The organism is Saccharothrix sp. (assembly GCF_031180885.1).
Lineage (GTDB): Bacteria > Actinomycetota > Actinomycetes > Mycobacteriales > Pseudonocardiaceae > Actinosynnema.
Genome location: NZ_JAPSLK010000015.1, coordinates 33851 through 58277 on the forward strand (window position 1 = coordinate 33851; position 24427 = coordinate 58277).

Here is a 24427-nt window from a genome sequence, read left to right on the forward strand (position 1 = left end):
ACCCCGCGCGACCGGTCGGGCCTAACACCGGGTGCAGCTCGTCGTGTGAACTTCGCCGCTCATCGGCTCGCCGCCGGAGCGCGGTGGCGTGCGGAGTTATCCTCGGTTCCTAGACCCGAGGAGCGTGGTTGAGCCAGGACATCGAGCCCGCCCAGACGACGCAGTCCGTGCCCGCACGGCCGCCGTCGGCCACCAGGCGCGTTCGCGCGCGCCTCGCCCGCCGCATCACCGCGCAGCGGGCCGCGCCGGTCAAGCAGGTGCTGGAGCCGCTCGCGGCCGTGCACCGGGACCTGCACCCCAAGGCGGACCTCGCCCTGCTCCAGCACGCCTACGACGTGGCCGAGGAGAAGCACCGGCCGCAGCGGCGCAAGTCCGGCGACCCCTACATCACCCACCCGCTCGCCGTGGCCACGATCCTGGCCGAGCTGGGCATGGACACGACGACCCTGGTCGCCGCGCTCCTGCACGACACGGTCGAGGACACCGACTACTCGCTGGACGCCCTGCGCGACGACTTCGGCAACGAGGTCGCCCTGCTGGTCGACGGCGTGACCAAGCTGGACAAGGTCAAGCTGGGCGCGGCGGCCGAGGCGGAGACCATCCGCAAGATGGTCATCGCGATGGCGAAGGACCCGCGCGTCCTGGTCATCAAGCTGGCCGACCGGCTGCACAACATGCGCACCATGCGGTTCCTGCCGCCGGAGAAGCAGGCCCGCAAGGCCCGCGAGACCTTGGAAGTGCTCGCCCCGCTCGCGCACCGGCTGGGCATGGCCACGGTGAAGTGGGAGCTGGAGGACCTGGCGTTCGCCATCCTCCAGCCGAAGAAGTACGACGAGATCGTGCGCCTGGTGGCCAACCGGGCGCCCTCGCGGGACACCTACCTCAGCGGCGTGATCAACGAGCTGGCCACGCAGCTGGAGTCGGCGCGGATCACGGCCAAGGTCGAGGGCCGGCCCAAGCACTACTACTCGATCCACCAGAAGATGATCGTCCGGGGCCGGGACTTCGACGACATCCACGACCTGGTGGGCGTGCGCATCCAGGTCGACGAGGTCCGCGACTGCTACGCCGCGATGGGCGTGGTGCACGCGCTGTGGCAGCCCATGCCCGGTCGGTTCAAGGACTACATCGCCCAGCCCCGGTTCGGCGTGTACCAGTCGCTGCACACCACGGTGATCGGCCCGGACGGCAAGCCGCTGGAAGTGCAGATCCGGACCTACGACATGCACCGCACCGCCGAGTACGGCATCGCGGCGCACTGGCGGTACAAGGAGACCCGGGGCACGCACAGCGGCAAGGGCGTCGAGGTCGACGAGATGGCGTGGATGCGCCAGCTGCTCGACTGGCAGCGCGAGGCGGCGGACCCGGGCGAGTTCCTGGAGTCGCTGCGCTTCGACCTGGCCGCGCGGGAGATCTTCGTCTTCACGCCCAAGGGCGACGTGGTGACCCTGCCTACCGGCTCGACCCCGGTCGACTTCGCCTACGCCGTGCACACCGAGGTCGGCCACCGCTGCATCGGCGCCCGCGTGAACGGCCGGCTCGTCGCCCTGGAGCGCAAGCTGGAGAACGGTGAGGTCGTCGAGATCTTCACCTCCAAGGCGGAGGGGGCGGGTCCTTCGCGGGACTGGCTGTCCTTCGCCGCCTCCCCGCGCGCCAAGGCCAAGATCAAGCAGTGGTTCGCGAAGGAGCGCAAGGAAGAGGCCATCGAGGTCGGCAAGGACGCCATCGCGAAGGAGGTCCGGCGGGTCGGCCTGCCGCTCCAGCGCCTGGTGTCGGCGGACTCGATGGGCGCGCTGTCCAAGGAACTGCACTACCCGGACGTGTCCGCCCTGTACGCGGCGGTCGGCGAGGGCCACACCTCGGCCCGGCACGTCGTCCAGCGGCTGGTGGCGCAGCTCGGCGGCGTCGAGCACGCCGAGGACGAGCTGGCGGAGCGCTCGACCCCGTCCACGGTGGCCCGGCGGCGGGTGACCGGTGACGCGGGCGTGATCGTCAAGGACGCGGCCGACGTGTGGGTCAAGCTCGCCCGCTGCTGCACTCCCGTGCCGGGTGACGACATCCTGGGCTTCGTGACCCGCGGCGGCGGCGTCTCGGTGCACCGGACGGACTGCACCAACGCCGATGAACTGCTCAAGACGCCGGAGCGCCTGCTGGACGTCGAGTGGGCCCCGTCGTCCTCGTCGGTGTTCCTGGTCGCGATCCAGGTGGAGGCGCTGGACCGGCACCGGCTGCTGTCGGACGTGACGAAGGTGCTGGCCGACGAGAAGGTGAACATCCTGTCCGCGTCGGTGACGACGTCCCGGGACCGGGTGGCGGTGAGCCGCTTCTCCTTCGAGATGGGCGACCCGAAGCACTTGGGGCACGTGCTCAAGGCAGTGCGGAGCGTGGAGGGCGTGTACGACGTGTACCGGGTGACGTCGGCGTCCTGATCAGGCGCGCCAGACCCGTTTGAGGACCGCCGCGGTGAGCAGGTACAGCACCGCGGCGACCATCAGCCCGAGCACGTAGGAGGGTCCCGTCCCCGCCTGCGTGGCCGGCACCACCGCCCCGGTCGCCAGCGACAGCCCGCCGGCGGCCAGCCGCCCCCGCCGCCGCTTGGTCTTCAGCGCGATGCGCCGCGCCGCCGGTGGCGGGAGGGGCTTCGAGCGGGTCCTGCGGCCCTCCCGGTCCCACACCCACACGTCCTTGCCCGCCCACCCGCCGTCGTGGGTGGTGCCGGCGAGGAACCGGCCGTCCGGGCTGAACGCCGCCGCCGCCAGGTCGGTCGGGATGCGCTGCATCACCTGCCCGAGCGCCAGGTCCCACACCTCGATGCCCTCGTCGGTGCGGTAGACCACGTCGCGCAGGTCGTCGCTGAACGCCAGCGGCTCGCTGACGTGCGGTGATCCGGAGACGCGGAAGGTGACCCGGAGGTCGACCAGCGGAGTCCAGTCCGAGGTGCGCCAGAGGACGACGTTCGTCCGGCTCGCGGCGGCGACCAGCGTGCCTTCCTCGCTCACGGCGACCAGTTCGACACCGTCCAGGTGCTCCCCACCCAGCCGCTGCCACGTCGTGGTGTCCCACAGCGAGACCTCGTTGGTGGTGGCGGCGCTGACCGCGCGCGGGCTGCCGGCGCTGAACCGGAAGCCCTTCGTGGTCTCGTGCGGGAGGGCGTTGAGCCACTGCACCCAGCCGCCGGTCCGCTTCTCGCAGATCGCGATGCGCCGTGCCCAGGTGGCGGCGAGGTGGGTTCCGTCGTGGTTGAAGCTCAGCGACCGGATGTCCTCGGTGCCGGTGAACTTGACCATGCCGACGCGGACCCAGGACGCCGTTTCGTAGACGGTGACCCTGGCCCCGGTGGCGACGGCGAACAGGCGGCCGTCGGGGCTGAAGGCCCGCGCCCCGAAGCTCCGCACGCGGCCGACCTGCTGCCAGGTCCGCGTGCTGCGGACGATCGACCCGGCGGCGAGCAGGGCCGAGTTCGGGTGGAAGGCGAGGGGCACATCGGCGCGGCCGACCGGGACGGCATACGCGAACGGCGGCCGGGCAACCGGCTCCCCGCCCGCCAACCAGGGCGGCAACACCTCGACGGTCCCTGTGGCATCCGGTTCGGCGGTCTCGGCGCCGGCGGTCTCGGCGCCGGCGGACTCGGGGGCGGAGGGGTCGGCGGCAGCTGTGGGTTCGGCGGTGGTTCCGTGTGCTGCGGGCTCGGAGCGTTGCTCGGTCGAGGTGGGCGCGGTGGCGGGTTTCGGCGCGAGGGCTCGGGCCGCCGCCGCGGCGAGGTCGGAGTTCGGGCCGGCGGCCAGGACTTCCAGGGCGGTCCGGGCGACCGCGTTGCCCTCGTCGGCGCGCGAGCCGAGGAGTCGCACGCCGATCAGCCGCAGGGCCGGGTCGGAGCTGCGGAGCAGGCGGCGCAGTTCGTCGGGCAGGTCGCGGGGCAGCGGGGTGCCGGCGTAGGCGATGCGGAGGTCGCCGTTGAGGACACCGCTGTGCGTGGGCGTCTGGTCGGGGTTCTCACGGCGCACGCGCTCGTACACGTACCCGTACAGGTCGCGGTCGGTGATCTCGCCATCCGCATCCAGGTCGGCTTCGCCGGTGCGCAGGCCTTCGATGATCGCCTTGGTGAACACCGAGGGCTCGACCTCGCCCTCGACCCGGTCCTGGCCGCTCTCGTAGGCGTACTGGATGTGCGTGGACGCCGTGATGACCACGCAGCCGCGCGCCTCGTGGAACTGCTGGACGACGTCCACCGTCCCGGTCGCCCGCGGCAGCATCCCGCTCGGGAACGCGCCGCCGTAGCAGCAGTCCAGCAGCACCACGACCTGCGCGGCGAGGCTGTGGTCGATGCTCTCGCGGACGAACTGCGCCGACACGGCGGTCGACCGGAGCCGGTTGTTGACGGTGTCGGTGGTGGCGAAGACCAGCTTCCCGGAGCGGTCCTTCACGCCGTGCCCCGACACGTACAGCAGGACCATGTCGTCCCGCCCGGCCTCGGCGAACACGCTGTCCACGCGTTCCCGCAGCAGTTGCGCGGACGGGTTGACCAGCACCTCGGTGTCGAACGCGCCGATCGACTCGTCCCGCAGCACCGCGTCCAGTTCCTCGGCGTCCCGCCGCGGCGCGCGCAACGCGCTGAACGTGGAGTCGCCGTAGGTGTCGGTGGCGATCAGCAGAGCCCGGCGCATGGACCGACAGACTACGGAAAGCACCGACCGCCGTGGATCACGTCAGCGAAACGTCAGGTGCCGCTGCGATCATCGCGACTGCCGGTCTCCTCACGGCCGGCGGGGAAGACGAAGGGGCCGGCCGCAGCACTCCTCTCCCGAGTGCGCGGCCGGCCCCTTCGGAATTCAGAACTACTCGACCGTGACGGTCTCGAACTTCACTTCCTTGTTCGGCTTGCCGCCGCCGGGGGACGGGTCGAAGGAGCCGTCGTGGCCTGCCCGCGCCACCTCGTCGACCAGCTTCAGGCCGGCCTCGTCGACGCTGCCGAAGACCGTGTAGTCCGGGGACAGCTGCGCGTCGCCGTAGACGATGAAGAACTGGCTGCCGTTCGTGCCCTTCTGGGTCTCCTGGTCGATGCCCGCGTTGGCCATCGCCAGGTAGCCGCGGCCGTAGGTCAGCTCCGGCCAGGTCTCGTTGTCGAACGCGTAGCCGGGGCCGCCGCGGCCGGTGCCGGTCGGGTCGCCGCACTGGAGCATCTGCAGGCCCTCGGTGCCGATGCGGTGGCAGGTGCTGCCGTTGAAGTAGCCCTGCTTGGCCAGGCTGATGAAGCTGTTCACCGCGCACGGCGCGAGCGCCTTGTCCAGGGTCAGCTTCAGGTCGCCGATGTTGGCCTTGATGGTGGCCGTCGCGGTGCCGGTGGCGGAGACGCCCGTCGCCTCGGGGGCCTTCGTGCCCTCCTTGGACGACGGCTCCTTCGACTGCCGGTACTCGCAGGTCGCCGGGTCCGCGATCGGGGTCGGGCGCTTGGGCAGGGCCTTGACCTCGGTCGGGATCTGGATCGGCTTGGGGGTGGTGGAGCTTGCCGCCGCGTCGTCCGACGAGCTGCCGAAGTCGGCCGTGGAGAGGAAGTAGACACCGCCCGCGACGACGACGACCGCGATGACGGTCACCACCACCGAGACGATCCGGCGCCGCTTCGCGCGCTCCGCCCGGCGGGCGAGCTGTCGTTCCAGCTTCCGCTTGGCCTGCTCGCGGCGCTGCACGTTGGTCGGCACCTGCAACCTCCCTGTTCTCGCGTCGACCGGCGACGATCGGTGTGCAGTCTAGGGGGCTCGTATATGGCTGGTGTGTGCCGGATAGGCTGGTAGCGCGGTCCACAGCGATCCGTTGCCGTTCTGTTGCCGTCGATAGCCCGTCGAGGAGTGTCCGCGTGCTGGTGATCGGGTTCCCCACCGGCGCCCTCCTGGCCAACTGCTTCGTGCTGGCCGCGGAGGCCGGCGGACCGTGCGTCGTGGTCGACCCCGGCCAGGACGCCGAGGAGCGGCTCGCCCGGGCGCTGCGCGAACACCGCCTCACGCCGGTCGCCGCCCTGCTCACGCACGGCCACTTCGACCACTGCTTCTCCGTCGCCCCCGTGTGCGACGGCAACGACATCCCGGCGTGGGTGCACCCCGACGACCGGGTTCTGCTGTCCGACCCGCTCAAGGGCATCAGCGCCGAGTCGCGCGCGGCCTTCGGCGGGAAGCTGGAGATGCGCGAACCGCGCGAGGTGCGCGAGCTGTCCGACGGGGCCGAGCTGGACCTGGCGGGCCTGCGGCTGACCGTCGACCACACACCGGGCCATACCGGCGGGTCGGTGATGTTCCGCTCCGGCACCGAGGAGGGCGGACGGCTCGTGCTGTCCGGCGACACCCTCTTCGCCGGCTCCATCGGACGCACCGACCTGCCGGGCGGCGACCACCGCGCCATGCTGGCGTCACTGCGCACGAAGGTGCTGACGCTGCACGACGACACGGTGGTCCTGCCCGGCCACGGCCCGACGACCACCATCGGCCGTGAGCGCGGGAGCAACCCGTTCCTGCTGGAACTGGGCGACGACGCGCCGGCCGCACCGCACCGAGGACTGTGAACCCCGTGACGACGTTCTCCGCCCCCAAGGGCGTGCCCGACTACTTCCCGCCGGTCTCCGCGACCTTCGCCGCGGTCCGCGACATCCTGCTGGACGCCGCCCGCCTGGCCGGCTACGGCTACATCGAGCTGCCCGTCTTCGAGGACACGGCGCTGTTCGCGCGCGGCGTCGGCGAGTCGACCGACGTGGTGACCAAGGAGATGTACACGTTCACCGACCGCGGCGGCCGGTCCATCACGCTGCGCCCCGAGGGCACCGCGGGCGTGATGCGGGCGGTCATCGAGCACGGCCTGGACAAGGGCCAGCTGCCGGTCAAGCTCGCCTACGCGGGCCAGTTCTTCCGGGCCGAGCAGCCGCAGGCCGGCCGGTACCGGCAGTTCCACCAGGTCGGCGTCGAGGCGATCGGCGTGGACGACCCGGCGCTGGACGCCGAGGTCATCGCCATCGCCGACGAGGCGTTCCGGCGGATGGGCCTGACCGGCTACCGGCTGGAGCTGACCTCGCTGGGCGACGCGTCCGACCGGCCCGCCTACCGCGAACTGCTCCAGGCGTTCCTGGCGAAGCTGCCACTGGACGAGGAGACCCGCAGGCGCGCGACCATCAACCCGCTGCGGGTGCTGGACGACAAGCGCCCCGAGGTGCGGGCGTTGGTCGAGGACGCGCCACTGATGCGCGACCACCTGTCCGACGCTTCGCGCGCGCACTACGAGCAGGTCAAGGACTACCTCAACGACCTGGGCGTGAAGTTCGTGGAGAACCCGCGGATGGTGCGCGGCCTGGACTACTACACCAAGACGTGCTTCGAGTTCGTGCACGACGGGCTGGGCGCGCAGTCCGCGATCGGCGGCGGTGGCCGCTACGACGGGCTGATGGAGCAGTTGGGCGGGCAGCCGCTGTCCGGGGTCGGTTTCGGCCTGGGTGTGGACCGGTCGCTGCTGGCGTGCCAGGTTGAAGGTGTGCAGCCGGGTGACGTGGCGCGGTGCGACGTGTACGGCGTGGCGCTGGGCGAGGCGGCGAAGTCGCGGCTGGTGGCGTTGTCGGCGGCGCTGCGCGGTGCCGGGGTGCGCTTCGACCTGGCGTACGGCGGCAAGGGCCTGAAGGGCGCCATGAAGGGCGCCGACCGGTCCGGTGCGAAGTTCGCGCTGGTGCTGGGTGAGCGGGACATCGAGGCGGGTGTCGTGCAGCTCAAGGAGCTGGCGTCCGGCGACCAGCGCGAGGTGCCGCTGGTGGACGTGGTGATCGCGGTGCGGGAGGCGTTGGGCCGGTGAGCGACGACGAGCGGATCCCGCTGGACCTGTTGGACCCGGCCGCGGTGCGCAAGCGCGCCCGGACGGTGGCGATCGGCGCCCTGATGGTCGCCGCCGCGTTCGGCGGTCTGCTGGGTCTGCTCGCCGGTCGCACGGCCGGGTTGGTGACGGCGGCGGTGTTCGCGCTGCCGCTGCTGCTGTTGGCGTGGTCGGAAGCGCGTCGGCGGGTGTGGCTGTCGGGTCACGTCCTGTCCGTGCGCGCCTTCGGTACCCGTTCCGTGGACCTGCACACCGCTGACCAGCTGGATCTGCTGGTGACGGACATGCGCGGCAGCCGCACCGTGGGGTTGTTCGTGCGGGGCGGCGGCAAGGCGATCAACCTGGCGCTGGCGATTTACGCCGGCACGGGCGGCCGGGAGCAGGGCGTGCTGGCGCTGCGCAAGCTGGCCGACGTGCTGGCGGGTCGGGGCGACGCGCCGGGATTGGTGTTCTCGGAGTTGTTGGTGGCGCAGCTGCGGGCGGAGGCCCGTGGGTTGGCCGCCGCGGACCGTCCGCTGTACCAGTTGGGCTCGCTGGCACCATCGGGCCGGCTGGCGCAGAAGCTGAACCCGGACGCGATCTCCCGCTTCGTGTCGACCCTGGACTGACCGAACAGCTCATTCGGTGGGCAGGCCCCACGTGCCCTTCGGCGGGGGTGGGGACTGGGTGGCGGTTTCGTCTGTGGTCACCGGTGTGCCGCCGATGAACCTGACCAAGGACTCATCGTGCTCCACCCGCCCCGGGAACGGGTCGCTGGCTGTGCGGCGGACCAGGTCGGACACCGGCAGTTCCACGTGCGAGCCCAGGATGACGAAGTTGCCGAAACGCCTGCCCCGGAACACCGCCGGCTCGGCCAGCACGCACACGTGCCGGAACACCGCCCGCACGGTCGCCGCCTGGGCCTTCGCGAACGCCAGCTTGCCGCCGTCGCCGATGTTCGCCGCGTACACGCCCCCGCCGCGCAGCGTCCGCTCGGCCAGCTCCACGAACTCCACCGACGTCAGGTGCGCGGGCGTGCGGGCGCCGGCGAAGACGTCCGTCACGACCAGGTCGAACGTGTCGGCGGGGGCCTTGGTCAGCACCTCGCGCGCGTCGCCGTTGCGGATCTTGATGCGCCACGCCCGGTCCAGTGGCAGCAGGCCGCGGACGAGTTCGATCAGCGCCGCGTCGACCTCCACGACCTGCTGGGTCGAGCGCGGTCGGGTCGCGGCGATGTAGCGGGGGAGGGTCAGGGCGCCGCCGCCCAGGTGCAGGGCGCGGACGGGTTCGGCGGTGGGGGCGAGCAGGTCGGCGACGTGGCCGAGCCGCCGGATGTACTCGAATTCCAGGTGGCACGGGTCGTCCAGGTCGACGTGGGACTGCGGGGTGCCGTTGAGGCGCAGCGTCCACGCGCCGCTCACGTCGTGGTCGGGGACGAGTTCCGCGATGCCCGAGTCGACCTCCCTGGTGATCGTCTCGTCGGCCTTCCGGGTTCGTCCCACGCCGGTGATTATCCCGGCAGCGCCTGGTTGCGCCGCCGCCGGTCGGGCAGTCGGTCGACCAGCCGGCCGAGGCGTTCGGTGGTGCCCTGCAACGGGCCGAGCGCGGCGGCCAGGACGCGGATCGACTCGTCCAGTTCGCCGGTGTTGCCCGCCAGCGCGGTGATCTTCGGGGCCAGCTCGACCAGTTGGGCGTGCACGGCCTCCATCTGGTGCAGCGCCTCGGGCAGTTCGTTGGCCAGGAAGGCGGCCAGCTGCTCCAGCCGTTCGAGCGTCCCGCGCAGCTCGGTGACCTGCGGCAACGCCTCGGCGAGCGGGGTCAGCCGTTCCAACGCCTCGGCGATGCGCGGCAGCGCCGGCACACCGGCCACGAGTCCGCCCGCGACACGGGTGGTCATGCTCAGCACGGTCCGCAGCATGTCGGTACGGTACCCGCCGTGCAGATCGTCGCGAACGTGCTCACCGCGCTGGTCGCGGCCATCCACGTCTACATCCTGGTGCTGGAGATGTTCCTGTGGACCACCCCCCGGGCGCGGGCCGCGTTCGGGACGACGGCCGAGTTCGCCGCCGAGACGAAGGTGCTCGCCGCCAACCAGGGGCTCTACAACGGGTTCCTCGCCGCCGGGTTGATCTTCGGCCTGGTTCGGGGCGGTGAGATCGGGTACGCGTTCGTCGTGTTCTTCCTGCTGTGCGTGTTCGTGGCCGGGCTGTACGGGGCGGCGACGGCGAGTCGGCGCATCCTGCTCGTGCAGTCGGTGCCGGCGGCGATCGCCCTGCTGTTCGCGTTCCTCGCCGGCTGAGCCTGTTCCAACCACTCGATCGTGTGACAAACGGTGGGGTGAAGGCGTCCTAGCATCGGTCCCGACCCCGGGAGCGAAGCCATGGAACCAGCCTTACGCCGCCTGCTCGTCACCGCGTCCCTGCTCGCCACGTCCCTGGTGCCGCTGTCCGCGACGGCGGCGGGTCCGATCACCGAGTACGGCCCGGTGCCGTCGTCCCTCCCGATCGGCGGTGTGTGCGAGGTCGAGTTCGACCACCACGGCAAGCTGTGGGTGGAGCAGTACCTGAGCAGCCAGGTCGCCCGCTTCGACCCGGCCACCGGGCGGTTCGAGAACTTCTCCACCCCGATGCCGCTGTCCGTGCCCGGCGGCATGGACCTCGACCTGGCGGGCGACCTGTGGATGCCGCAGGTCACCGGCAACAGCCTGCTCCGCGTGGACACCGACGACGGCAGCATGACCGAATTCCCGTTGCCGTGGGCGAACGCGTTCAGCACCGAAGCGCTGGGCATCCCCCTGCACAGCGGCCTCGGGCTGGCCAACGACCTCGCGCGGGGCGCGGACGGTGCCCTGTGGTTCACGCTGGGCGGGCTGGACTCGATCGGCCGCTACGACCCGGTGACCGGGGCGTGGGCCAAGTTCCGGGTGCCGGGGGAGATCCTGGGCCAGGTGGGTGCGCTGTTCGGGATCATCAAGCCGGGTCCGGGGCGGACGGTGGTGTTCGACCTGCCGCAGTTGAACAAGGTGGCCACGCTGGACGTGGACACGCACGTCTTCACCCAGTACACGATGCCGACGCCGAACTCCTTCCCGGTGGGCGTGCGCACGGCGGCCGACGGCACGATCTGGGTGGGCGAGTCGCTGGGCATGAAGATCGCGCGGATCAACCCGGTGACCGGCGTGATCACCGAGTACCCGCTGCTGGGCGTGAACGGCCTGCTGACGAGTGTCCTGGGTGGCCTGGCGGTGGGCAGCGTCGGCAACCCGTTGCCGATGGCCGGGCCGATCGCGGAGGCCGGTGACGGCAACATCTACTTCTCGGTCAGCTTCCCGGCGGTGTTCGGCCTGGGCAATCAGGTGGCGCGCTTCAACCCGGTCACGCACGAGGTGCGGATGTGGAGCACGCCGTCCTCGGCTTCCTACCCGTGCGACATCAACGTGCACGAGCCGGGCGCGGTGTGGTTCGGGCTGTTGACCGCGAACAAGATCGGGCGGCTGGACATCGGGTGAGCCTCAGACGCGGCGCCATGGCCCCTTGGCGGGGTCGTACCCGGTCCGCAGATCGCCCGTGACCCGCTCGAACCGCGAGGGCGGCTCTTCCTCTTCCTCTTCCTCTTCGGGCTCCTCTTCAGGCTCCTCTTCGACGGGTACGTCTTCGCGTCCGGCGACGAACGCGGCGAGGGCGGTGGTGATCGGGACCGCCGCCACCAGGCCGATGCTGCCGACCAGGGTCCGCACGACCTCTTGGGCGACCTGCTGGGCGGTGAGGATCTCGCCGAGGTTCCGGCCGGAGAGGGAGAAGGCGAGCAGGAGGGGGAGTGCGGCGCCAGCGTAGGCCATGACCAGCGTGTTCACCACGGACGAGAGGTGGTCGCGGCCGATCCGCGAGCCTGCCGCGTACAGGTCGCGGAACCCGAGCGAGGGGTTGGCGCGGCGCAGTTCCCAGACGGCGCTGGTCTGGGTTACGGTCACGTCGTCCAGCACGCCCAGCGCGCCGATGATGGTGCCCGCGAGCAGCAGGCCGCGCGTGTCGATGGCGTGGCCGAGGAGGGACACCAGGTTGGCGGTGTCCTGGTCGAGGCCGGTGAGCTTGCCGAAGGCGGTGAACGCGACGCCGAGCAGGCCGATCAGGGCGAGGCTGACGAGCGTGCCGAGGACGGCGGTGGACGTGCGCGCCGAGACGCCGTGGGTGAGGTAGAGGACGATGAACATGATCAGCCCGGCCCCGACGACCGCGACCGTCACCGGGTTCTCGCCGGCCAGCAGCGCGGGCAGCACGAACAGCACGAGCACCACGAAGCTCAACGCCAACGCACCCAACGCGGCCAACCCTTGCCACCGCCCGAGCAGCAGGACGGCCGCCGCGAACAGGACCGCCAGCAGCACCATCGGCGTGCCCCGCTGGAAGTCCGCGAGCTGGTAGGACGTGTTGGCGGTCGGGTCACCACCGCCGAACGCCAGCACCACCTCGTCGCCGACCTCGAACGTGGGCGAGGACGGCTGCTCCGGAACGGGGATTCGGACCTCCCGCCCGGCGGCGGCCCCGTCGGACATCTTGACGGCGACCAACACGCACCCGCTCGCGCCGGGCTGGTCCCCCTCCGGCCCACAGCCACCCTTGGTGACCGCCGTGACTTCGCCACGGACCGGCGTCTGCGTGATGCCGACCTCGGGGCCCGTGGGTTGCTCGCGGCCGAACGGGTAGAGCAGCAGCGCTCCGACGACGGTGGCCAGCACCAACGGGACCAGGAGGACCAGCAGCAGTCTGCGGACGGGCGCGGAGGCGGGTTCGACGTGACGGCCGTGCCCGTGGCCGTGAGCTGCGAGGAGATCCTTGACGTGCACCCGCACATACTGCCCGACGCGAGGTGCCGGTACCGCCCGAGATGATCGAACCCCCCGCCACCGGCTACCCATCCGCCACCGTCAACGCTGCTTTGGCACGCCGCGCCACCGCCGCTGCCGGCCGCCGCCGCTGCCGCCGCGCCGCTGGTGCTACCTCGCCGTTGCTGCGCCGCGACCGCAGCCGTGCCGCCGCGAGGCCGCCAGGCCGCTGTCGTGATCGCGTGATCGCCGAGCACAACGTCCGAATAACGGACACTTCGCACCGAATTTCGGGCCAACCCCTTCAACCCGCCCGACCCCGGTGCCACAGTCGAGCGCGTGACGAACTGGACCCCGATCCACGGTCGACCGTTCGAACCCGTCCCCTACCGCCCCGCCCGGATGCCGGTCGAGCAGTCCCTCAAAACCGCCGCCGACCTGCGCCGCCGGATGGACGAGCGCCGCACCGTGCGCATGTTCTCCACCGACCCCGTCCCGACCCAGGTGGTCCTCGACGCGATCGCGGTCGCCTCCACCGCCCCCAGCGGCGCGCACCAGCAGCCCTGGACGTTCGTGCGGGTGGTGGACCTCGATGTGCGCAAGGCGATCCGCGAGGCCGCCGAGAACGAGGAGCGCATCTCCTACGCCGGACGCTTGGGCGAAGAATGGCTGGACGCCCTGCGCCCCCTGGGCACCGACGACGTCAAGCCGCACCTCACCGACGCCCCCGAACTGATCGTCGTCTTCCAACAGCGCTACTACCTCGACGAGACCGGCGAGCGCCGCAAGCACTACTACGTCGACGAGTCGGTGGGCATCGCGGTCGGCATGCTGCTGACCGCGCTGCACCTGGCCGGCCTGGCCGCGCTCACGCACACGCCCTCGCCCATGAAGTTCCTCGGCGAAGTACTCAACCGGCCCCGCAACGAGAGGGCGTTCGCGGTGATCCCGGTCGGCTACCCGGCGGACGACTGCGTGGTGCCGAACCTGGTCCGCAAGTCGCTGGACCAGGTCCTGGTCACCATCTGAGCCGTTTAGCCCAACGGGTCGGCAAAGGGGAAGTGGTCCGCCAGAACGGGAGCGCATGCCGCCAGCGCCTGGCGCAACCGCGCCTCCGGCGACCCGGTCACCTTCACCCACGGCACGCCCCGCGCCGCCAACCCCTCCTCGAACAGCCCGGTCATCCACGTCCGGAGGTGCTCGCCGTCCCGCCACCCGTCCTGCTCGAACGGCACCCCCTCGTGGTCGGTCAGGACGTAAAAAGCAGGACGGCGGGCTTCCACCACAACCGGGTGCCCGAGATACCGGTGACCCCACACCGAAGCGGCCCAAGAGTCGTTGTCGCACACCAATACCGGGCGCGACACGGCCGCAGCGTCAGCCATCTCCTGCTGCCGCCGCGCCACGTCGACGAAGTCGCCGACTGTCCACACAAGACTCCCCAAAGAAGCTGAACCAGAAAAGGCCCGCGCGGCGGCCAACTTGTGCTCGGTGTGCTCGCGTCCGTACTCGGGAATCCACCCCGCGTCCAACGCCGAGGCCAACGCCCGGGACAACGTCGTGGTGCCGGTGCCCTCCGCCCCCACCACCACGACCCGCGCGCACAACCCCGCCCGCACCGCCGGAGCCAGCATGTCCCAGTTCTCCGCGACCGACGCCCGCACGGCCGTCCCGGACACCGGGAACGCCACCCGGCCCGGGTCGACGGCCACGTGCCGCGCCCCCAACCGCTTGGCCATCTCCTCGCCGTACGCCTCGCTGGAGAACACCGCGTCCACGACCGCCGACGCCGGCGACCCGTCCATGATCGCCCGCCGCGCCAGCACCGCCCGCGCCACACCCATGTGCAGCTCCCACACCGCATCGCTCTCGAAGTCGATCGGGTGGTCGTCGAGATCACCCAGGACCACGACGCCCGGCGAGTCGGTGTGCTCGGCCCGCAACCACGCCACCCGCGACTCCACCGGGATCGACTCGACGCTCGACGCCAGCACCGCCACCGTGACCCGGTCACTGCGCGCGGCGGCGGTCCGGATCAGGTGGTGGTGGCCGCGGTGCGGTGGGTAGAACTTGCCCAGGACCAGGGCGTGGTCGAACTCGCTCATGCCGGCACCGCGTCCGCGCGCAGCGCCCGCGACCAGTTGCGCAACCCCAGCACGCACAGCGCCATGAACCCCACGTACAGGATCGCCGTGAGCCACAGGTCCTTGTAGGCGTACAACGGAACGTAGATCACGTCGGCGGCGATCCACAGCCACCAGCACTCGACCTTCTTGCGGGTCTGGCCCCAGGTGGCGAGCAGGGACAGCACCGTCGTGACCGAGTCCGCCCACGGCACGGTCGAGGTGGTGAACGTCACGAGCACCCAGGCGATCAGCAGCGTCCCCGCCACACCGGCGGCCAGCAGCGACCACCACTGGCCGGCGGTGGTGCGGCTGACCGGCAGCGGTGTGTGCTCGGTGCCGCCGCGCAGCCACGCCCACCACCCGTACAGGGCAAGTGCGATGTAGACGACCTGCAACCCCGAGTCCGCGTACAGGCCGCCGGTCGCGAACAGCACGAGGAAGGCGAGGTTGTTGAGGATGCCGATGGGCCAGTTGAGCGGGTTCTGCCGGGCGACGAGCCACACGCACAGCGCGCCCGTGACGAAACCCGCCACCTCCCCCCAGCTCGTGGAAACCCCGCCGACGGTGACCGCCGGGGTGTTGAAGGGCACGAGGATGACGTCCAGTAGCGACACCAGTACTCCGTTTGACGCTCGTTCGAACACGTGTTCGAATGTGGGTATGCGATGGGACGGGCAGAAGGACGGGGCGGACCGGCAGCAGGCCCTGCCGGGGTTGCCGGGACTGGTTCGCAGCGTACGAACCCCGGACTTCGCCGACGTCGTGTTCCACGAGGTCCGCGCCAAGTCGGTGCTCAACAAGGTGCCCGGCGGGCGGCTCCCGTTCTCCTGGACGGTCAACCCCTACCGCGGCTGCACCCACGGCTGCACGTACTGCCTGGCCGGTGACACCCCGGTCCTCCTGGCCGACGGCCGCACCAAGCCGATCGCGGAGCTGTCGCCGGGGGAGGAGGTCTTCGGCACGCACGCGGGTCGTTTCGTCACGACCCGTGTCCAGGCGCACTGGACGACGGTGAAACCGGCCTACCGCGTGACCCTGGAGGACGGCACCCGGGTCGTCACCAGCGGCGACCACCGGTTCCTGTCCGAGGACGGCTGGAAGCACGTCACCCCGGGCCGGTGCGCGGACTTCGAGGAGCGGCCGTTCCTGACCAAGGGCACCCGGCTGGTCGGCACCGGCCGGTTCGCCGCGCCGCCCGCGCGCACCGACGAGTACAAGCGCGGCTACCTGTGGGGCGTGGTGCGCGGCGGGCTGCCCGCCGACCCGGACGTGCTGGCGCGGGCGCAGGAGTACTCCGGCGGTCGGGTCCCGCGCGACGGCGAGCTGATCGAGTGGCCGACCACGCCGGACGACGAGTGGTCCAAGGGGTTCCTCGCCGGGCTGTTCGACGCGCGCGGTACGGCGGCCGGCGGCGAGCTGGTGCTGTCCTCTTCGGACAGTTCGGTGTTCGAGGCGGCCGTGCTGGCGTTGACCCGCTTGAGGATCGGGCACGTGGTGGAGGTGCGCGGGGTCCGCATCACCGGCGGGCTGGCCGAGCGGCTGCGGTTCCTGCACATGGTGGGACCGGCGGTGGCGCGCGGCAAGGCCGTCGAGGGGGTGCCGGTGCCGACGTCCGCGCGGCTGCGCGTGGTGTCGGTGGAGGCGCTGGGCGTGACCCGGACGCTGTACGACATCAGCACCGGCACCGGCGACTTCGTGGCCAACGGCCTGGTCAGCCACAACTGCTTCGCCCGCAACACGCACACCTACCTGGACCTCGACGCCGGGCACGACTTCGACTCCCAGGTGGTGGTGAAGGTCAACGCGGTCGAGGTGCTGACCGCGCAACTGCGGTCCAAGCGGTGGACGCGCGAGCACGTGGCGATGGGCACGAACACCGACCCGTACCAGCGGGCCGAGGGCCGGTACGCGTTGATGCCCGGGATCATCAAGGCTTTGGCCGACTCCGGGACGCCGTTCTCCGTGCTGACCAAGGGGACCGTGCTGTCCCGCGACATCCCGTTGCTGGCCTCCGTGTCCTCGTCGGTGCCGGTGGGGTTGGGCGTGTCGATCGCGTTGCTGGACCGGGAGTTGCAGTCGGGGCTGGAGCCGGGCACGCCCAGCCCGCAGGCCCGGCTGGAGCTGGTGCGCAAGGTGCGGGAGGCCGGGCTGCCGTGCGGGGTGTTCGTCGCGCCCGTGCTGCCGGGTCTCACGGACTCCGAGGAGCAGCTGGACGGGTTGCTGGCGGAGATCGCCGCGGCGGGGGCGACCGGGGTGACCGTGCTGCCGCTGCACCTGCGGCCCGGCGCGCGCGAGTGGTTCGCGCGGTGGTTGGTCGCGAGCCGTCCCGACCTGGCCGACACCTACCGGCGGCTCTACGCGCGCGGGTCCTATGTGGACATCCGTTACCGGAAGTGGCTCGCCGACCGCATCCAGCGGCTGCTGCGCCGGCACGGGCTGGACGTGAAAGGCGGTCGCGACGCGGTCGGGGTGCCCGGCGACGACGACGGCGTGTGGCCGGAGGGCAGCCTGCCCGGCACCGTCCCGACGCCGCGCGGGGTGGACCAGGAGCAACTGGCCCTGCTCTGACTCGATGGTTGGAAAGTCCTCACCGGTTAGGGTGGTTGTCCCGCTTTGTGCGTCGCTGATCCGCGCGGGCTGTGGCCAAGCTTTCTGGTCCGCGTACTTCGGTTGTCGCCGTCCCCACCGGCAGCCCGCCGCGCTCTCGTGCGCGCGGGCCGGAGCCGACTTTGGAGGACGACGTGCGCACGACCATCACCCGGGCCTTCCAGTTGACGGCCTGCCTCCTCGCCGCCGGTGTGGTGTGGTTCGGCACCGCCACCGCCCAACCGCCGGGCCAGGACCCACCGGTGTCCGGCGACCCCCGCGCCACGGCCTACGCCGGCAACGCCACCACGTGTGCGGAGGGCATGTTGCCCGGCGAGATCATCCAGGTCACGTCGAACGACGACGGCACCTACCTGGACGTGACGGCGGTCCCGGAGGGCTACAAGCTGACCGGTGTGGTGGTGAAGGGCAGCAACGCCTTCAACACTTACGGCGACCTGGGTCCTGTGCCGTGGCTGGACCTGCACGCCCCGCTGGCCAGTTCCGGCCAACCGGCGGAGATCAGCCACTGGTTCGCCTGCGGCATCAAGTCCGTGGGCACCACCACGACCACCACGACCACCATGACCTACGACATGACGACCACCACCACGACGACCACCACGACCTACCCGACCACGACCACGACGACGTCCGACACCACCACGACGACCTCGGACACGACCACCACGACCACGACGCCGACGACGACCACCACGTCCGATACGACGTCGACCACCACGACCACCACCACGTCACCGGCGACGACGACCACGACGCCCGTGACGACCACGACGTCACCGGCTCAGACCACGACGACCAGTGCACCGGCCCAGACCACGACCACGACCGCGCCGCTGGCGGTCGACCGCCAAAAGCCGTTGGCCTCCACGGGCTCGCGGACGGCGTGGATGGTGCCGATCGGCACCCTGCTGGTCCTGCTCGGCGGCATGGGCGTCGCACTGGCGAGGCGCCGGCGCTTCCAGCGGTGAGGCGGTTTCAGCGGTGTGGCCGGCCTCCAGCGGAGAGGCCGGTTGGAGCGGTGAGTCAGCGCTGATCGGCGGCGGAGCGCCTAGGCCAGTGGCAGGAGGTCTGGGCGCTTCGCCGTTCGGCCGTCCCCCGACGACCGGCCGCGCAAGCGGCGGAGCAACCACGGAGCCAGGAAACCGGCCAGCCACCGGGCCTCGGTGAGAGCGGTGGCCCGGGCCGCCGCATCGGGGAAGGGACGGTGCCAGTTGTCGTCGGTGTCGGGTAGGCCCAGGGCGTGGGCGACGGCGTCGGCGATCAGGGCGTGGCCCAAGGCGTTGGCGTGCAGCCGGTCCGGGCTCCACAGGCGGGCGTCGCAGACCGCCGGGTACGGGTGGGTGTCGACCACGGTCACGCCGTGCCGTGCCGCCGCCGCGCGGATCTCGGCGTTGAGGGCCAGCACGCGGGGCCGCAGCGGGCGGGCCAGCGGGGTCACCGCGCCGATGTCCGGGAAGGTCACGGTGACGACGTGCGCGCCGGCTTCCGTCAGCGCCCGGAACATCGCCTCCAGGTGGCCGACCACCTCGGGAGCGGAGAACTTCGGGCGCAGGATGTCGTTCATCCCCGCCACCACACTGGCCAGGTCCGGGCGTAGCGCCACAGCGGGGGCCAACTGCTCCCCGTGCACGTCGGAGGCGAGCTTGCCGCGCACGGCGAGGTTGGCGTAGGTCAGGCCGGGGTTCAGAGTGGCCAGGCGTTCGGCCAGGCGGTCCGCCCAACCCCGGTGACCGGTCACGTCGTCGCCGTCGCCGATGCCCTCGGTCTGGCTGTCGCCCAGGGCGACGAAGCGGGAGTACGCCATGCGCCGAACCGTAATGTGCGACCAGTTGCAGTGCAACTAGTTGCATAGGACTTGAACATGTTCAAAAACCAGGCGTACGCTCGGCGACGACAAGAGTTGAACACGTTCAAAAAGGGGGAAGAGTGGACGCCCTGGTCCTCACCTACGTCCTGTACCTGCTGATCAGCATCGGCCTGACCGTCTGGGTCGGGCACACCCTCAGCCGCAACGGCAAGGTCTTCCTGGTCGACGTCTTCGGCGGCAACGACGAGCTGGCCCGGACCGTCAACCACCTGCTGGTGGTCGGCTTCTACCTGGTCAACTTCGGCTTCGTCACCTGGTACCTGCGCACCGCCGACACCGTCGGCGAGACCCGCCAGGTGTTCGAGACGCTCTCGGTCAAGGTCGGCACGGTCCTGATCGTGCTGGGCGTCCTGCACCTGGGCAACGTCTTCGTGCTCGGCCGGATGCGCCGGCGCAGCCTGCACCAGGCCGAGGACCTGCCGCCGGTCGGCCCCGACGCCTACACGAGGCCGGCATGACCGCCCTGACCGTCCTCTACGACGCGGACTGCCCGTTCTGCCGCCGGGCCAAGGGCTGGCTGGCCCGGCAGGAGCAGTTGGTGCGGCTGGAGTTCGTCCCGGCGGGCTCCGAACCGGCCCGCCGGCGGTTCCCCGACCTCGACCACGCCCACACGCTGAAGGTGATCACGGTCATCGGCGATCGGGGGGAGGTGTACCGCGGCGAACGGGCGTGGCTGGTATGTCTGTGGGCGTTGCGGGCGTGGCGGCCGACGGCCAACCGGATGACCCGGTCCGGGCACCGGGTGTTCCTGCGCGCGGCGACGGAACTGGCCGACCGGCTGCGGGCGATGACCAAGGACGAGGACTGTGGAGAAACCTGCCAAGAGTGAGCAGACGCGGGCCCTCATCGTGGACACGGCGCTGCGGCTGTTCCGCGAGCACGGCTACGACCGCACCACGATGCGGGCCATCGCGAAGGAAGCGGGGGTGTCCGTCGGCAACGCCTACTACTACTTCCCGTCCAAGGAACACCTGGTCCAGGGGTTCTACGACCAGATGGCGGAGGCCCACGCCCGGGCCTCCGCCGAGGCGTTCGACGCCGACGCCGACTTCACCTCGCGACTGACGGCGGTGCTGCTGGCGTGGCTGGAGGTCTCCGCGCCCTACCACGAGTTCGCGGTGCAGTTCTTCAAGAACGCGATCGACCCGAACAGCCCGCTCAGCCCGTTCTCCACCGAGTCCGGCAACGCCCGCGAGGCCGCGATCGCGATCCACCGGCGGCTGCTGGACGGGGTGAAGGTGGACCGGCAGTTGCGCGAGGACCTGCCGGAACTGCTGTGGCTGTTCCAGATGGGCGTGGTGCTGTACTGGGTGCACGACAAGTCCGAGGGGCAGCGCAACACGCGGACGTTGATCCGGCGCAGCGCGCCCCTGATCGGCAAGCTGCTCTCGATGTCGCGCGTGCCCGGCCTGCGTTCGGTGACCCGGGAGGCCGTGCAGTTGTTCCGCGACATCGGTTTGAGCCGGCTGGGTTGACGATCTGGCGGGTTCTCGCCATCCTGGAAGCGCGGCCGAGAGGCGCTGCGACGGACCGGGAAGGTCCGCCACGCTCGGTCCGCGATCACTCGACCCAAGGGCGCCTCCTGACCACAGGAGGTTCCGCTTCGGGCAACTCCCCGAACTGACGGCTCGTCCCGTCACACCCACCACCCGCGCCCGTTCGCGGGTGGCGTTCGGCGCGCCCGGGTGGACCCTCCACATTGGACTGAGGGACACATGAGTGACAAGCTGAGGACGGTCAACGGCATCGAGTTCGCGGTGGCGGACCTCGCCCTGGCCGAGGCGGGCCGGCACCAGATCCGGCTCGCCGAGCACGAGATGCCCGGCCTGATGGCGTTGCGCAAGGAGTACGCGGAAGCCCAGCCGCTGCGCGGGGCGCGCATCGCGGGTTCCCTGCACATGACCGTGCAGACCGCCGTGCTGATCGAGACCCTGGTGGCGCTGGGCGCGGAGGTGCGCTGGGCGTCCTGCAACATCTTCTCCACCCAGGACGAGGCCGCGGCGGCGGTCGTCGTCGGCCCGGACGGCACGGTCGACGAGCCGAAGGGCACGCCGGTGTTCGCCTGGAAGGGCGAGACGCTGGAGGAGTACTGGTGGTGCTCGGAGAAGATCTTCGGGTTCCCCGAGGGGCCGAACCTCATGGTGGACGACGGCGGCGACGCCACCTTGTTGGTGCACAAGGGAGTCGAGTTCGAGACCGCCGGCGCGGTGCCGCGCGCCACGGAAGAGGACGGCGAGGAGTACCGGATCATCCTGGCCACGCTGGCCGACAGCCTGGCCGACGACCCGACGCGGTTCACCCGGATCGCCGCCGGCATCCGGGGCGTGTCCGAGGAGACCACCAACGGGGTGAACCGGCTCTACAAGCTGGCCGAGGCCGGTGAGCTGCTGTTCCCAGGGTTCAACGTGAACGACTCGGTGACCAAGTCGAAGTTCGACAACCGCTACGGCATCCGGCACTCGCTTGCCGACGGCCTCAACCGGGCCACCGACGTGATGCTGGGCGGCAAGCTCGCCGTGGTGTGCGGGTACGGCGACGTCGGCAAGGGCGCGGCGGACTCGCTGCGCGGCCAGGGCGCGCGGGTCGTGGTGACCGAGATCGACCCGATCTGCGCGTTGCAGGCGTCGATGGACGGGCTGGAGGTGCGGCGGCTGGACGAGGTGGTGGAGCGCGGCGACATCTTCATCACCACGACCGGCAACGTCGACGTGATCGGCGTCGAGCACATGGCCCGGATGAAGCACAACGCGATCGTCGGCAACGTGGGCCACTTCGACCACGAGATCGACATGGCGGGCCTGGCGAAGGTGCCGGGCATCCGGCGGATCGAGATCAAGCCGCAGGTGCACGAGTGGGTGTTCCCGGACGGGCACTCGATCCTGGTGCTCTCCGAGGGCCGGCTGATGAACCTGGGCAACGCGACCGGGCACCCGAGCTTCGTCATGTCCAACTCGTTCACCAACCAGGTGCTGGCGCAGGTCGAGCTGTTCACCAAGCCGGGAGACTACGGGAAGTCGGTGTACCGGCTGCCGAAGCTGCTGGACGAGAAGGTGGCGCGGCTGCACCTCGACGCGCTGGACGTGCACCTGACCGAGCTGACCAAGAAGCAGGCGGAGTACGTCGGCGTGGCCGTCGAGGGGCCGTACAAGCCCGAGCACTACCGCTACTGAAAGTAGTCGTGCGATTGTCGTACACCGTACCGTACTGTGTACGGCATGAGTGCTGTGCCGGGTGGTGGTGCTGGTTTCGTGGCGTCGGACGAGGACGTGAAGGGCGTCCTCGACTGGTTCGAGCGGTGGGACGCGTTGGCCGTGGCCAAGGACGTCGAAGCGATGGCGGAGATGTCGATGTTCCCGGTCAACGCGGTCACCGACGGGTCGGCCGGGCAGTGGGACCGCGAGCGGTTCCTCCGTGACATGGCCGCCAACCTGGGGGAGGGGGACGTGCAGATGGAATCCGTGCGGACCCCCGTGTTCATCAACGCCAACCTGGTCTTCGTGATCACGGACGCGACGATCACCCTGGGTGGGCACTCGCGGGCCGTGCGGTACGGCGACCTGCTGGTGAAGACCGACGGGAAGTGGCTGTTCCAAACCATGGCCCAGGGCGGCTGGTGACTGTGTTGGATTGCGCCGCCTCCGGCGTCGCGGGCGAGGCCGCCTGAAAGTCGGCTCATCGCGTCGTCTTCCGCTCCGATCGAAGAGCGTGATCGGAGCGGAAGGCGACGCGACAAGCCGACGCGGCCTCGCTTCCGCGCCACTAACAATCAGTCTTGACTGTTTGTTAGTGGCGCGGAACACTCCGCTGCATGGTTACCGAGACCAGGCAGCGGCAGGCCGACCGCAGCCGCGAGACCCGGCGCAAGCTGATGGTGGCGACCGTCGAGTGCCTGGTCGAGCTGGGTTGGTCGGGCACGACGACGACGGTGGTCGCCGAGCGCGCGGGCGTGTCCCGGGGCGCGCAGTTGCACCACTTCAGGACCCGCGGCGAGCTGGTGGCCGCCGCGGTGGAGCACCTGGGCGCGGAGAGCGTGCAGGTGTTGAAGGAGCGCGCGGCCGGGCTGGACGGGGTCGCGCCGGGGGAGCGCATCCCGGCGGTCGTGGAGCTGATCGCCGACTTCTACGCCAGCGACCTGTTCACCGCGGCGCTGGAGCTGTGGGTCGCGTCGCGGACCGACCCCGAGCTGAAGACGGTCGTGGTCCCGCTGGAAGTCCGGTTGGGGCGGGAGACCCACCGCCTCGCCGTGGAGCTGTTGGGCGCCGACGAGACGAAGCCGGGCGTCCGCGAAGCCGTGCAGATCACCCTGGACCTGGTGCGCGGCTTGGCGTTGGCCAACCAGCTCACCGACGACCGGAAGCGGCGTGCGCGGATCGTCCGGCATTGGGCGACGATGCTGGAGGGATGCCTGGGTGGGCGGGCGGAGAAGTGACACTGTGATTTCTGAGGTCTTGGACGATCTGCGGGCCGAGAGCCAGGTTCTGGACGACCTTGTCGGGCCGTTGGACGACTGGACGATCCCCACGCCCGCGCCGGGCTGGACGATCGCGCACCAGATCAGCCACCTGCGCTGGACCGACCGCATCGCGGCACTGGCGGCGACCGACCCCGAGGCGTTCGCGGAGGCGTTGAAGACCGCCACGCCGGACATGGTGGACAAGGGCGCCGAGGAGCCGGTGACCTTGGACGAGTGGCGGGCCGGTCGGGCGGAGCTGGAGCGGGCGCTGCCGGCGGTGCCTGCGGGGGTGAAGGTGCCGTGGTTCGGCCCGCCGATGAGCCCGGCGTCGATGGCGACCGCGCGGCTGATGGAGACGTGGGCGCACGGCCAGGACGTGGCCGACGCGCTGGGCGTGACCCGCGAGCCGACCGCGCGGCTGCGGCACGTGGCGCACATCGCGGTGCGGGCCATGGGGTACGCGTTCATGGTCAACGGCCTGCCGGTGCCGGCGGAGCCGGTGCGCGTCGAACTGGTCGGGCCGAACGGCGAGCAGTGGACGTGGGGGCCGGAGGACGCGCCCGATCGCATTTCGGGACCGGCTCTGGACTTCTGCCTGCTGGCGACGCGGCGGCGGCACCGGGACGACCTGGACGTGAAGGCGGAAGGGGAAGTGGCGTCGGCCTGGTTGCCGATCGCGCAAGCGTTCGCGGGACCACCGGGACCGGGTCGTGAGAAGAGGTCGTCGTGAT

At 70.9% G+C, this 24427-nt stretch carries 24 protein-coding genes and 1 riboswitch; of the genes, 16 read left to right on the forward strand and 8 right to left on the reverse strand.

Features of this window, described 5'->3' with window-relative positions; genetic code table 11:
• Window positions 1-128 precede the first annotated feature (128 nt).
• Window positions 129-2429: a bifunctional (p)ppGpp synthetase/guanosine-3',5'-bis(diphosphate) 3'-pyrophosphohydrolase gene (locus RIN75_RS19430; RefSeq protein ID WP_309113381.1), complete on the forward strand. Its 2301-nt coding sequence runs from the start codon at window positions 129-131 to the stop codon at window positions 2427-2429.
• Here RIN75_RS19430 and RIN75_RS19435 read toward each other — a convergent pair whose 3' ends face one another.
• Entirely contained in the window at window positions 2430-4664 is a 2235-nt protein-coding gene (locus tag RIN75_RS19435; protein ID WP_309113382.1) for a caspase family protein, read from the reverse strand.
• A gap of 171 nt (window positions 4665-4835) precedes the next feature.
• Complete coding sequence (locus tag RIN75_RS19440) at window positions 4836-5699, reverse strand: peptidylprolyl isomerase (protein WP_309113383.1); 864 nt, start codon at window positions 5697-5699, stop codon at window positions 4836-4838.
• 155 nt (window positions 5700-5854) lie between these two features.
• On the opposite strand from RIN75_RS19440, the gene RIN75_RS19445 reads away from it, so the two are divergent.
• Genes RIN75_RS19445 through RIN75_RS19455 form a run of 3 tightly spaced genes read left to right on the forward strand, consistent with a single transcriptional unit; the run spans window position 5855 to window position 8447 of the window.
• Window positions 5855-6553 (forward strand): MBL fold metallo-hydrolase, encoded by a 699-nt coding sequence (locus tag RIN75_RS19445; RefSeq protein ID WP_309113384.1) that lies wholly within the window; start codon window positions 5855-5857, stop codon window positions 6551-6553.
• Window positions 6554-6558: 5 nt separating this feature from the next.
• The gene (gene hisS / locus RIN75_RS19450; RefSeq protein WP_309113385.1) at window positions 6559-7821 is read left to right on the forward strand and encodes a histidine--tRNA ligase; all 1263 of its coding nucleotides are present in this window, start codon (window positions 6559-6561) and stop codon (window positions 7819-7821) included.
• Window positions 7818-8447: a hypothetical protein gene (locus tag RIN75_RS19455; protein ID WP_309113386.1), complete on the forward strand. Its 630-nt coding sequence runs from the start codon at window positions 7818-7820 to the stop codon at window positions 8445-8447. Before hisS ends, RIN75_RS19455 begins: the two co-directional genes overlap by 4 nt.
• A gap of 9 nt (window positions 8448-8456) precedes the next feature.
• On the opposite strand, the gene RIN75_RS19460 is transcribed toward RIN75_RS19455, so the two are convergent.
• Together RIN75_RS19460 and RIN75_RS19465 are read right to left on the reverse strand one after the other, a co-directional pair.
• The gene (locus RIN75_RS19460; protein ID WP_309113387.1) at window positions 8457-9320 is read right to left on the reverse strand and encodes a fused MFS/spermidine synthase; all 864 of its coding nucleotides are present in this window, start codon (window positions 9318-9320) and stop codon (window positions 8457-8459) included.
• A gap of 8 nt (window positions 9321-9328) precedes the next feature.
• Window positions 9329-9736, reverse strand: a complete 408-nt coding sequence (locus tag RIN75_RS19465; protein ID WP_309113388.1) for a hypothetical protein — start codon at window positions 9734-9736, stop codon at window positions 9329-9331.
• An 18-nt stretch (window positions 9737-9754) separates the two neighbouring features.
• Here RIN75_RS19465 and RIN75_RS19470 point away from each other — a divergent pair, with 18 nt between their 5' ends.
• Complete coding sequence (locus RIN75_RS19470) at window positions 9755-10117, forward strand: DUF1304 domain-containing protein (protein ID WP_309113389.1); 363 nt, start codon at window positions 9755-9757, stop codon at window positions 10115-10117.
• A gap of 81 nt (window positions 10118-10198) precedes the next feature.
• The gene (locus tag RIN75_RS19475; protein ID WP_309113390.1) at window positions 10199-11326 is read left to right on the forward strand and encodes a hypothetical protein; all 1128 of its coding nucleotides are present in this window, start codon (window positions 10199-10201) and stop codon (window positions 11324-11326) included.
• Between the two features lie 3 nt (window positions 11327-11329).
• Here the strand turns inward: RIN75_RS19475 and RIN75_RS19480 are convergent, their stop codons facing one another.
• A complete protein-coding gene (locus tag RIN75_RS19480) occupies window positions 11330-12661 on the reverse strand; it encodes a YibE/F family protein (RefSeq protein ID WP_309113391.1) in 1332 nt (443 codons plus the stop codon).
• A 381-nt stretch (window positions 12662-13042) separates the two neighbouring features.
• Here RIN75_RS19480 and RIN75_RS19485 point away from each other — a divergent pair, with 381 nt between their 5' ends.
• Window positions 13043-13669: a nitroreductase family protein gene (locus tag RIN75_RS19485; protein WP_309113491.1), complete on the forward strand. Its 627-nt coding sequence runs from the start codon at window positions 13043-13045 to the stop codon at window positions 13667-13669.
• Between the two features lie 5 nt (window positions 13670-13674).
• On the opposite strand, the gene RIN75_RS19490 is transcribed toward RIN75_RS19485, so the two are convergent.
• Entirely contained in the window at window positions 13675-14745 is a 1071-nt protein-coding gene (locus RIN75_RS19490; RefSeq protein ID WP_309113392.1) for an AAA family ATPase, read from the reverse strand.
• A complete protein-coding gene (gene pnuC, locus RIN75_RS19495; RefSeq protein WP_309113393.1) occupies window positions 14742-15380 on the reverse strand; it encodes a nicotinamide riboside transporter PnuC in 639 nt (212 codons plus the stop codon). The genes RIN75_RS19490 and pnuC overlap by 4 nt, the downstream gene beginning before the upstream one ends.
• Window positions 15381-15426: 46 nt before the next feature.
• Here pnuC and RIN75_RS19500 point away from each other — a divergent pair, with 46 nt between their 5' ends.
• Window positions 15427-17334 carry an intein-containing Rv2578c family radical SAM protein gene (locus RIN75_RS19500; RefSeq protein WP_309113394.1) on the forward strand — a complete coding sequence of 636 codons (1908 nt, stop codon included), beginning with the start codon at window positions 15427-15429 and terminating at the stop codon, window positions 17332-17334.
• A 173-nt stretch (window positions 17335-17507) separates the two neighbouring features.
• Window positions 17508-18344 (forward strand): hypothetical protein, encoded by an 837-nt coding sequence (locus RIN75_RS19505; RefSeq protein WP_309113395.1) that lies wholly within the window; start codon window positions 17508-17510, stop codon window positions 18342-18344.
• 80 nt (window positions 18345-18424) lie between these two features.
• Here RIN75_RS19505 and RIN75_RS19510 read toward each other — a convergent pair whose 3' ends face one another.
• Window positions 18425-19180, reverse strand: a complete 756-nt coding sequence (locus tag RIN75_RS19510) for an SGNH/GDSL hydrolase family protein (RefSeq protein WP_309113396.1) — start codon at window positions 19178-19180, stop codon at window positions 18425-18427.
• A 122-nt stretch (window positions 19181-19302) separates the two neighbouring features.
• On the opposite strand from RIN75_RS19510, the gene RIN75_RS19515 reads away from it, so the two are divergent.
• From RIN75_RS19515 to RIN75_RS19545, 7 genes are all read left to right on the forward strand, one after another.
• Window positions 19303-19701 carry a hypothetical protein gene (locus RIN75_RS19515; RefSeq protein WP_309113397.1) on the forward strand — a complete coding sequence of 133 codons (399 nt, stop codon included), beginning with the start codon at window positions 19303-19305 and terminating at the stop codon, window positions 19699-19701.
• On the forward strand, window positions 19698-20072 hold the full coding sequence (locus RIN75_RS19520; RefSeq protein WP_309113398.1) for a DUF393 domain-containing protein: 375 nt from the start codon (window positions 19698-19700) through the stop codon (window positions 20070-20072). The genes RIN75_RS19515 and RIN75_RS19520 overlap by 4 nt, the downstream gene beginning before the upstream one ends.
• On the forward strand, window positions 20050-20718 hold the full coding sequence (locus RIN75_RS19525) for a TetR family transcriptional regulator (protein ID WP_309113399.1): 669 nt from the start codon (window positions 20050-20052) through the stop codon (window positions 20716-20718). Before RIN75_RS19520 ends, RIN75_RS19525 begins: the two co-directional genes overlap by 23 nt.
• A gap of 31 nt (window positions 20719-20749) precedes the next feature.
• Window positions 20750-20831: riboswitch (S-adenosyl-L-homocysteine riboswitch) on the forward strand.
• A 127-nt stretch (window positions 20832-20958) separates the two neighbouring features.
• Window positions 20959-22413: an adenosylhomocysteinase gene (ahcY, locus tag RIN75_RS19530; protein WP_309113400.1), complete on the forward strand. Its 1455-nt coding sequence runs from the start codon at window positions 20959-20961 to the stop codon at window positions 22411-22413.
• Between the two features lie 45 nt (window positions 22414-22458).
• Window positions 22459-22860, forward strand: a complete 402-nt coding sequence (locus RIN75_RS19535) for a nuclear transport factor 2 family protein (RefSeq protein ID WP_309113401.1) — start codon at window positions 22459-22461, stop codon at window positions 22858-22860.
• Between the two features lie 191 nt (window positions 22861-23051).
• Window positions 23052-23672, forward strand: a complete 621-nt coding sequence (locus RIN75_RS19540) for a TetR/AcrR family transcriptional regulator (protein ID WP_309113402.1) — start codon at window positions 23052-23054, stop codon at window positions 23670-23672.
• Window positions 23673-23676: 4 nt separating this feature from the next.
• Complete coding sequence (locus tag RIN75_RS19545) at window positions 23677-24426, forward strand: TIGR03084 family metal-binding protein (RefSeq protein ID WP_309113403.1); 750 nt, start codon at window positions 23677-23679, stop codon at window positions 24424-24426.
• Window position 24427 lies beyond the last annotated feature (1 nt).

What these genes read in the sequence shown, in the direction of transcription:
- RIN75_RS19435 (WP_309113382.1), bottom strand. Translation starts at nt 4,664, where the DNA reads ATGCGCCGGGCTCTGCTGATCGCCACCGACACCTACGGCGACTCCACG.
- RIN75_RS19465 (WP_309113388.1), bottom strand. Translation starts at nt 9,736, where the DNA reads ATGCTGCGGACCGTGCTGAGCATGACCACCCGTGTCGCGGGCGGACTC.
- RIN75_RS19475 (WP_309113390.1), top strand. Translation starts at nt 10,199, where the DNA reads ATGGAACCAGCCTTACGCCGCCTGCTCGTCACCGCGTCCCTGCTCGCC.
- RIN75_RS19485 (WP_309113491.1), top strand. Translation starts at nt 13,043, where the DNA reads ATGCCGGTCGAGCAGTCCCTCAAAACCGCCGCCGACCTGCGCCGCCGG.
- RIN75_RS19490 (WP_309113392.1), bottom strand. Translation starts at nt 14,745, where the DNA reads ATGAGCGAGTTCGACCACGCCCTGGTCCTGGGCAAGTTCTACCCACCG.
- RIN75_RS19500 (WP_309113394.1), top strand. Translation starts at nt 15,427, where the DNA reads ATGCGATGGGACGGGCAGAAGGACGGGGCGGACCGGCAGCAGGCCCTG.
- RIN75_RS19510 (WP_309113396.1), bottom strand. Translation starts at nt 19,180, where the DNA reads ATGGCGTACTCCCGCTTCGTCGCCCTGGGCGACAGCCAGACCGAGGGC.
- RIN75_RS19520 (WP_309113398.1), top strand. Translation starts at nt 19,698, where the DNA reads ATGACCGCCCTGACCGTCCTCTACGACGCGGACTGCCCGTTCTGCCGC.
- ahcY (WP_309113400.1), top strand. Translation starts at nt 20,959, where the DNA reads ATGAGTGACAAGCTGAGGACGGTCAACGGCATCGAGTTCGCGGTGGCG.
- RIN75_RS19535 (WP_309113401.1), top strand. Translation starts at nt 22,459, where the DNA reads ATGAGTGCTGTGCCGGGTGGTGGTGCTGGTTTCGTGGCGTCGGACGAG.
- RIN75_RS19540 (WP_309113402.1), top strand. Translation starts at nt 23,052, where the DNA reads ATGGTTACCGAGACCAGGCAGCGGCAGGCCGACCGCAGCCGCGAGACC.